Here is an 8691-nt window from a genome sequence, read left to right as displayed (position 1 = left end):
ACGCTGGAGTTCGTCGGCCGCGCCGACGCGCAGGTGAAGGTGCGCGGCTTCCGCATCGAGCTGGGTGAGGTGGAAGCGGCGCTGGCGAAGCTGCCCGCCGTGCGCGAGGCCGTGGTGGTGGCCCGCGAGGACGGCCCTGGCGGCAAGCGGCTTGTCGGCTACGTCGTCGCCCACGAGGGCGCCCAGACGGACAGCGCCTCGCTGCGCGCGGCCCTCAAGGAGACGCTGCCCGAGTACATGGTGCCCTCGGCCGTGGTGGTGCTACCGGCCCTGCCGCTCACCTCCAATGGCAAGGTGGACAGGAAGGCCCTGCCCGCTCCGGACCTGTCCGCGGCCACCGGGCGCCCGGACTTCGTCGCGCCCCGCACCCAGACGGAGACGCTGCTGGCCGGCGTATGGAGCGCGGTGCTCGGCGTGGAGCAGGTGGGCCTGTCCGACAACTTCTTCGAGCTGGGCGGCCACTCCCTGATGGCCACCCAGGCCATCAGCCGTATCCGCGCTGCCTTCGGCGTGGAGCTGCCGCTGCGCGACCTCTTCGACTCCACCACGCTGGCGGACCTCGCCGCGCGGGTGGACCGGGCCGTGCTGGCGGGCCAGGGGCCCCAGGTCCCTCCGCTGGTGCCGGTGCCGCGCACGGGCGAGCTGCCGATGTCGCTCGCGCAGCAGCGCCTGTGGTTCCTGGACCAGCTCGACCCCGGCAGCGCGTTCTACAACCTGCCGGGCACGCTCCACCTCACGGGCACGCTGGAAGTGGACGCCTTGCAGCGAAGCCTGACGGAGCTGGTGCGCCGGCACGAAGCGCTGCGCACCTCGTTCCAGGCCGGCCCGAACGGACCGGTGCAAATCATCCATCCCGCCGCGCCCGTGCCACTGCCGGTGACGGACCTCTCCGAGCACCCCGAAGCCCGAAAGGACACCGGGCGCTGGGTGCGTGAGGAGGCGCTCCGGCCCTTCGACCTGACGCGCGGCCCGCTGCTGCGTGCCGCCCTGCTCCGGCTCGGTGCTCAGGAGCACGTGCTCGTCCTCACCCAGCACCACATCGTGTCTGATGGTTGGTCCATGGGAGTGGTGGTGCGAGAGCTGGCCGCGCTCTACCTCGCCTTCGCCGAGGGCCGGCCCTCGCCATTGCCCGAGCTGCCCGTGCAGTACGCGGACTTCGCGGCGTGGCAGCGCGGCTGGCTGCGGGAGGACGTGCTGGAAGGGCAGCTGCGCTGGTGGCTCGAGCGGCTCGCCGGTGCGCCCCACGCCCTGGAGCTTCCGACGGACAAGCCGCGCCCGGCGGTGCAGACCTCGCGCGGCGGCGCCCGCCCGGTCCTCCTGCCCGTCCCCCTGGCCGAGGCCCTGGAGGCATTCTGCCGCCGTGAGGGCATCACCCCCTTCATGCTGCTCCTTGCCGCCTGGCACCTGCTGCTCAGCCGCTATACCGGCCAGGAGGACCTGCTCGTCGGCAGCGTGCAGGCGGGCCGCGACCGGGAGGAACTGGAAGGCCTCATCGGCTTCTTCGTCAACACGCTGCCCCTGCGTGCCCGAGTGTCGGGCACCGACACCGTCCGTGCGCTGCTGGCCCAGGAACGGGAGAGCGTGCTCGGCGCGTTCACCTACCAGTCCGTGCCCTTCGAGCGGCTGGTGGAGGCGCTCAAGGTGGAGCGGGGCCTGAGCCGCCCGCCGCTGGTCCAGGCGACGTTCGTCCTCCAGAACGCCCCCGTGCCCACGCTGTCCCTCCCGGGCCTCACCCTGCGCGCGCAGCCCGTCGAAGACAGCCCGGTCCGCTTCGAGCTGGAGCTCGCCCTGTGGCGCACGGCCGAAGGGTTCTCCGGACAGCTCGGGTACAAGGCCGACCTCTTCGAGCCGGAGACCCTCTCGCGGATGGCGGAGCAGTTCCGCGTCCTCGTGGAGGGCATCGTCACCAGGCCCGAGGCGCCCCTCTCCTCCCTGTCCCTTTTGACGGAGGCCGAGCGCCAGCAGGTGCTCGTGGAGTGGAACGCCACCACCACGGACTACCCACGCGACACACCCATCCACACGCTGTTCGCCCGGCAGGCGGCCCTCACGCCGGAGGCGGTGGCCGTCGTCTTCGGAGACGCACGGCTCACCTATGCGGAGCTGGACCTGCGAGCCAACCAGCTCGCGCACCACCTGCGCGCCAACGGTGTGGTGCCTGGAGCACGCGTGGGCGTGTGCCTGGAGCGCTCGCTGGAATTGGTGGTGGCCCTGCTCGGCGTGCTCAAGGCCGGCGGCGCCTACGTGCCGGTGGACCGGACGTACCCGCCCGAGCGAATCGCCTTCCTGCTCCAGCAGGCCGGCGTCGGCGTGCTGCTCACCCAGGAGGACGTGGCGGACGAGCTGCCCGCGCTGGGCCAGCGCTTCGTGTGCCTGGACACCGAGTGGGCGCAGGTGGCGCGCCAGCCGGAGACGGCACCCGAGGAGGAGGTCTCCGCGGACAGCCTCGCGTACGTGATGTTCACCTCGGGCAGCACCGGCCAGCCCAAGGGCGTCAGCGTGCCGCACCGGGGCGTGGTGCGCCTGGTGCGAGGCTCCACGTTCATCGACTTCGGCCCGGACCACACCTTCCTCCTGTTCGCGCCGGTGGCCTTCGACGCCTCCACGCTGGAGGTGTGGGGAGCACTGCTCAACGGCGGCCGGCTCGTGGTGGCTCCGCCGCACAAGCTCTCGCTGGAGGAACTGGGTGAGCTGTTCGTCCGGCACGGCATCACCACGCTGTGGCTGACGGCGGCGCTCTTCGAGCAGGTGGCTCTGCACCAGGGCGAGGCGCTGGCCCACGTGCGGCAGGTGCTCTCGGGCGGCGACGTCCTGCCCGCCGTGCGCGTGCGCCAGCACCTGGAGCGCATGAGGAAGGGCGCGGTCCTCGTCAATGCCTACGGCCCCACGGAGAACACCACGTTCTCCACCACGCACACGCTCCACCGGGACTCGACGGTCGGCGCCTCCGTGTCCATTGGCCGGCCGGTGTCCAACTCCACCACGTACGTGCTGGACGCCTCCATGCAGCCGGTGCCCGTGGGTGTCCCCGGTGAGCTGTACGTCGGCGGTGACGGCCTGGCCTGGGGCTACCTGGGCCGCCCGGAGCTGACCGCCGAGCGCTTCGTGCCCAATCCCTTCGCCACCGAGCCGGGCTCGCGGCTGTACCGCACGGGAGACCGGGTGCGCTGGCGGGCGGACGGGACGCTCGACTTCCTGGGCCGCACCGACTTCCAGGTGAAGGTGCGCGGCTTCCGGATTGAGCCGGGCGAGGTGGAGGCCGTCGTGCGCCAGTTCGCGGGCGTGCGCGAGGCCGTGGTGGTGGTGCGTGAAGACGTACCGGGTGACAAGCGGCTGGTGGCCTACGCCGTGGCCGGGACGGACGAGGCGCTGGAGGCCCGCGCCGTGCGCGCCTTCCTCCAGCAGAAGCTGCCCGAGTACCTGGTGCCTTCCGCCGTGGTGGTGCTGCCGGCCCTGCCGCTGTCCCCCAACGGCAAGGTGGACCGCAAGGCCCTGCCCGCGCCGGAGGCACCGGGCGCGGGTGAGGACATGGAGTACGTGGCGCCCCGCACGGAGACGGAGCGGCAGCTCGCACTGTTCTTCTCGGAGCTGCTGCGCACCGAGCGCGTGGGAGTCCACGACGACTTCTTCGACCTGGGTGGGCACTCGCTGCTGGCCACACAGCTCGTGTCCCGCGTGCGCGCCGTATCCGGCGTGGACCTGCCACTGCGGGACCTCTTCGAGGCCCCCACCGTGGCCGCGCTGGCCGAGCGCATCGAAGCCGCGAAGCGCACCCATGCCGGCGTGTCGCGCCCGCCGCTGGTGCCCGTGCCGCGCACCGGGCCGCTGCCGCTGTCCTTCGCGCAGCAGCGCCTGTGGTTCCTCGACCGGCTGGAGCCGGGCAGCGCCTTCTACAACATCCCCGCAGCCGTGCGGCTCGACGGCCCGCTGGACGTCCGCGCACTCGAACGCGCCCTCCAGGAGTTGGTCCGCCGTCACGAGGTGCTGCGCACCACCTTCCGCCAGGAGGAGAGCGGCCCCGTGCAGGTCATCGCTCCCGTCGCGGAGCTGTCGCCGCGCGTGGTGGACCTGAGCGGGCTCGAGGCGGACGCCGCGGAGGCCGAGACTCGCCGGCTGGTCGACGAGGACTCACGGCGTCCCTTCTCCCTGGACACGGGCCCGCTGATTCGCGCGCTGCTGGTCAAGCGCGGCGCCTCCGAGCACGTGCTGCTGCTCAACCTGCACCACATCGTCACCGACGGCTGGTCCGCGGGCGTGCTCGTCCGTGAGCTGGCCGCGCTGTATGACGCCTTCTCCCAGGGACAGCCCTCGCCCCTGCCCGCGCTGCCGGTGCAATACGCCGACTACGCCGTCTGGCAGCGGAGCTGGCTGCAAGGCGAGACGCTGGAGGCGCAGCTCGGCTGGTGGCGCGAGCAACTGGCCGGAGCGCCGCACGCGCTGGAGCTGCCCACGGACAAGCCGCGCCCCCCGGCGCAGCGGTTCCAGGGTGGCGTCCAGCAGCGGACGTGGACGAAGCCGCTATGGGAGGGCGTGAAGGCCCTGGCCCAGGACGAGGGAGCCACGCCCTTCATGGTGCTGCTCGCGGCGTACCAGGCCGTGCTGGCGCGCTACTCGGGCCAGGAGGACGTGTGCGTGGGCTCGCCCATCGCCGGGCGCACGCATGCGGAGACCGAGGGGCTCATCGGCTTCTTCGTCAACACGCTGGTGCTGAGGGCCCGGGTCTCCCCACGCGCGTGCTTCCGCGAGCTGCTGGCGCAGGTGCGGGAGGTGACGCTCGGTGCCTACGCGCACCAGGACGTCCCGTTCGAGAAGCTGGTGGAGGAGCTTCAGCCCACGCGCGACCTGAGCCGCAACCCGCTCTTCCAGGTCGCGCTCACGTTGCAGAACACGCCGATGACGGAGGTGAAGCTCCGGCAGGGGTTGGCGCTGAAGGGGATGGAGGCCGGCAACCTCACGTCGAAGTTCGACCTCTCGCTGCTGGTGTGGGAGACGGCGGAGGGCGCCGCCGTGGTGCTCAACTACGACAGCGACCTGTTCGAGCCGGACACGGCAGGACGATTCCTGGAGCACCTGGAGACGCTGCTGGAGGCGACGGTCACCGCGCCGGGGACGCGGGTGCGGGAGCTGCCGCTGATGACGCCGGAGGAGCAGCGGCGCATCGTGGAGGGATGGCGTGGGACGGCCGTGGAGTACCCGCGAGAGGCATCGCTGCCGGAGCTGTTCGAGGCGCAGACGCTGAAGACGCCGCACGCGGTGGCGGTGGAGTATGCGGGCGAGCGGCTGACGTATGACGCGCTGAACCGGCGGGCCAACCAGCTCGCGCACCACCTGCGCGGCCTGGGTGTGGGCCCGGAGGTCCGGGTGGGCCTGTGCGTGGAGCGCTCGCTGGAGCTGGTGGTCAGCATCCTGGGCATCCTCAAGGCCGGCGGTGCCTACGTGCCTCTCGACGCGAGCTATCCGCTGGAGCGGCTGCGGTGGATGAAGCGCGAGGCCGCCGTCCCGGTGCTCGTGGCGCAGGAGAAGCTGGCGCGCAAGGTGGCCGGGGACGGCGAGCAGGTGGTGCTGGTGGACTCCGGCCAGGCCGGAATCGCGCTCCAGCCCGAGAGCAACCCGCCCGCCCGGGTGGGTGGCGCCAACCTGGCCTACGTGATGTTCACGTCGGGAAGCACGGGCAGGCCGAAGGGCGTGGGTGTGCCACATCGCGCGGTGTCCCGCCTGGTGCTGGCGACGGACTACGCGCGCTTCGGACCGGAGGAGGTGTGGCTGCAGCTCGCGGCCATCTCCTTCGACGCCTCGACGCTGGAGCTGTGGGGTGCGCTGCTGCACGGAGCGAAGCTGGTGGTGTACCCGGCGGGAACGCCCTCGCTGGAGGAGCTGGGCCGCGCGCTGGGGGAGTACGGCATCACCTCCGTCTTCATGACCACGGCCCTCTTCGACCAGCTGCAGGCGCGGCAGCCCGAGGCCCTGGCCCGCGTCAAGCAGGTGCTGACGGGCGGCGAGGTGATGCCCGTCGCCCGCGCGAGGGAGCGGCTCGCCTCCGGGAACACGCTCATCAACGCGTATGGCCCGACGGAGAACACGTCGTTCTCCACCACCCACTTCCTGGACTCGCCGGACGCGATTGGCGCCCGCTCGGTGTCCATTGGCCGGCCCATCCGCAACTCGACGGTGTACGTGCTGGACGAGGCCCTGTGGCCCGTCCCGGTGGGAGTGCCGGGCGAGCTGTACGTGGGCGGAGATGGCCTGGCGGTGGGATACCTCGGCCGGCCGGAGCTGACGGCGGAGCGCTTCGTGCCCAGCCCCTTCGGCAACGGCGAGCGCCTGTACCGGACAGGCGACGGCGTGCGGTGGCTCGCGGACGGCACCCTCGAGTTCCTCGGCCGCAAGGACGGCCAGGTGAAGCTGCGTGGCTTCCGCATCGAGCCCGGCGAGGTGGAAGCGGCCCTGACGCAGCACCCCCAGGTGAAGGAAGCCGTGGTGGAGGTGCGCGAGGACAGGCCGGGTGACAGGCGGCTGGTGGCCTACGTCGTGGCGCCCGGCGTGGAGGCGCAGGCGCTCAAGGACTTCGCGCGGCGCCAACTCCCCGAGTACATGGTGCCGTCGGCACTGGTGCTCCTGGAGGCGCTGCCCCTGACGCCCAACGGCAAGGTGGACCGGCGCGTGCTTCCCGCACCCGAATCCCCTGCGTCCTCCCAGCGCGAGCACGTCGCGCCCCGCACGGAGCTGGAGCAGCACCTCGCCGCCCTCTGGACCGAGGTACTGGGCGCCACACGGCCCGGCGTCGACGACGACTTCTTCGAGCTGGGCGGCCACTCCCTGCTGGCCACCCGGCTCGTGTCGCGCATCCGTGCCTCCTTCGGCGTGGAGTTGCCCCTGCGCGCCCTGTTCGAGGCCCCCACGCTCGGAGCCCTCGCGCGGCGCATCGAGGCCGCGAGGGGCGAAGGCGCCGCACCGGAGGCTCCGCCCCTCGTGCCCGTACCGCGTGATGGCGCGCTGCCGCTGTCCTTCGCGCAGCAGCGCCTGTGGTTCATCGACCAGCTCGAGCCAGGGAGCGCCGCCTACAACATCCCCGTCACCCTGCGCATCGGCGGCGAGCTGCGGGTGGATGCGCTCCGGCGGGCCTTCTCCGCGCTGGTGGAGCGTCACGAGGCGCTGCGCACCACCTTCGCCTCGCGCGAGGGCGAGCCCATCCAGGTCATCCATCCGCCCTCGGACTTCCGGCTCACCGTCGAGGACCTTGGCACGCTGCCCGAGAACGAGCGCTGGGAGGAGACACGCCACCGCGCAATGCGGGAGGCGGCGATTCCCTTCGACCTGGGAACGGGCCCCCTGCTGCGAGCCTGCCTGCTGCGGCTGGCACCCGAGGAGCACGTGCTGGTGGTGGTGATGCACCACATCGTCTCGGACGGCTGGTCCATGGGCGTGCTGGTGCGCGAGATGGAGGCGCTGTACGCGGCCTTCTCGGAGGGAAGGTCTCCAGAACTGCCAGCCCTGCCGGTGCAGTACGCGGACTACGCCGTGTGGCAGCGGCGGTGGCTGAGCGGCGAGACATTGGAGGCACAGCTCGGCTGGTGGAAGGAGCGGCTGGCCGGAGCGCCGCCGCACCTGGAGCGGCCCACGGACAAACCGAGACCCGCGGTGCTGTCGCACCAGGGCGGCACGGTGCCCGTGCGGCTGCCTCGGAAGCTCGGTGATGCCCTGACGGCGCTGGCGCAGCGCGAAGGGGCCACGCCCTTCATGGTACTGCTCGCGGCCTTCCAGGTGCTGCTGTCCCGCTACTCAGGGCAGACGGATGTCCTCGTGGGTTCGCCCATCGCGGGCCGCCGGTACGCGGAGACCGAGGGGCTCATCGGCTTCTTCGTCAACACGCTGGCGCTGAGGGCACAGGTGCGCCCCGGAGCCACGTTCCGCGAGATGTTGGCACAGGTGCGTGAAACCACGCTGGGCAGCTACGCCCATCAGGACGTGCCCTTCGAGAAGCTCGTGGAGGAGCTGCGGCTGGAGCGGGACCTCAGCCGCCCGCCGCTCTTCCAGGTGCTCTTCGCCTTGCAGAACGCGCCCCGGGCGGAGGCGCGCAAGTCGCGGCTCACCCTGCGACAGGTGGAGGTGGAGAACCCCACGAACCGCTTCGAGCTGGAGTTGAACCTCGCGCAGTCGGCGGAGGGATACGAAGGCGTCCTCGGCTACAACTCCGGCCTGTTCGAGAGTGCTACCGCGCAGCGCATGGCGGAGCACTTCCGCTCGCTGGTGGAGGCCCTCGTCTCCCGGCCCGAGGCGCCCCTGGCTTCAGCCTCGTTCCTTTCCGAGGCGGAGCAACGGCAAGTGCTCGTGGAGTGGAACGCCACTGCGTCCGAGTATCCCCGCGGCTCCACCCTGCCCGAGGTCTTCTCTCAGGTGGTGGCCCGCTACCCCGACAAGGTCGCCATCGAGTTCGGGGATGCGAAGCTCACCTACCAGCAGCTCGATGCGCGCGCCAACCGGCTCGCCTGGCACCTGCGCGGCCTGGGCGTGTCCACTGACTCCCGCGTGGCCATCGCGCTGGAGCGCTCGCTGGAGCTGATTGTCTCGTTGGTAGCCATCCTCAAGGCGGGCGGCGCCTACGTCCCGCTCGACACGTCGTATCCGCGTGAGCGCCTGGCCGCCATGCTGGAGGACTCGCGCCCGTGCGTGCTCGTCACCACACGCGAGCTG

1 protein-coding gene is annotated in these 8691 nt (G+C 71.8%); it reads left to right on the top strand.

Features of this window, described 5'->3' with window-relative positions:
* A partial coding sequence (locus K8638_RS43815; protein WP_223760749.1) for a non-ribosomal peptide synthetase occupies nucleotides 1-8691 on the top strand: 8691 nt, incomplete at both ends.

This window comes from Myxococcus sp. RHSTA-1-4 (genome assembly GCF_020037125.1).
Taxonomy (GTDB): domain Bacteria; phylum Myxococcota; class Myxococcia; order Myxococcales; family Myxococcaceae; genus Myxococcus.
Note: the sequence above shows the minus strand (reverse complement) of the source record. Positions and strands in the feature narration are given on the sequence as shown.